The sequence below is a fragment of the Campylobacter sp. BCW_4323 genome (assembly GCF_001763115.1).
Lineage (GTDB): Bacteria > Campylobacterota > Campylobacteria > Campylobacterales > Campylobacteraceae > Campylobacter_D > Campylobacter_D jejuni.
The window spans coordinates 1-551 of sequence record NZ_MJYC01000061.1 but is presented as its reverse complement, the minus strand read 5'-3'; the positions used below and the strand labels follow the sequence as shown (position 1 = coordinate 551).

At 31.2% G+C, this 551-nt stretch carries 1 pseudogene; it reads right to left on the bottom strand.

What is annotated here, in order from left to right:
• Positions 1–551 (bottom strand): annotated as a pseudogene (locus tag AJN60_RS05715) (highly acidic protein); the annotation flags it as partial.

The window sequence follows — 551 nt, the reverse complement described above, 5'->3', positions numbered from 1 at the left end:
TTCTAAATCTTCATCATTTTTATCATCTAGTTCGTCTAAACTAGGCTCAGTATCCAAAGCTGTATGTTCTTGGCTTAAGTCTTCTTTTTGGCTTCCGCCATCTTCCAAAGTTAAATCTAAATCAGTTTGAATGTCTTCTTGAGTCTGTTCTTTAGTTGTTTCTTGTTCTAAATTTTCATCTTCTAAATTTTGAGTTTCTAAAGCTTTGTTTGCATTATCATCTTGAGATTCGTTAAGCTCTTCTTGCATTTCTAATGTATTTGCTTTAGAATCGTTTAATAATTCTTGCTTTTCTATTTCTTCATTTTTGTCATCTTCTTTGATTTCTAAATCTTCATCATTTTTATCATCTAGTTCGTCTAAACTAGGCTCAGTATCCAAAGCTGTATGTTCTTGGCTTAAGTCTTCTTTTTGGCTTCCGCCATCTTCCAAAGTTAAATCTAAATCAGTTTGAATGTCTTCTTGAGTCTGTTCTTTAGTTGTTTCTTGTTCTAAATTTTCATCTTCTAAATTTTGAGTTTCTAAAGCTTTGTTTGCATTATCATCTTGAG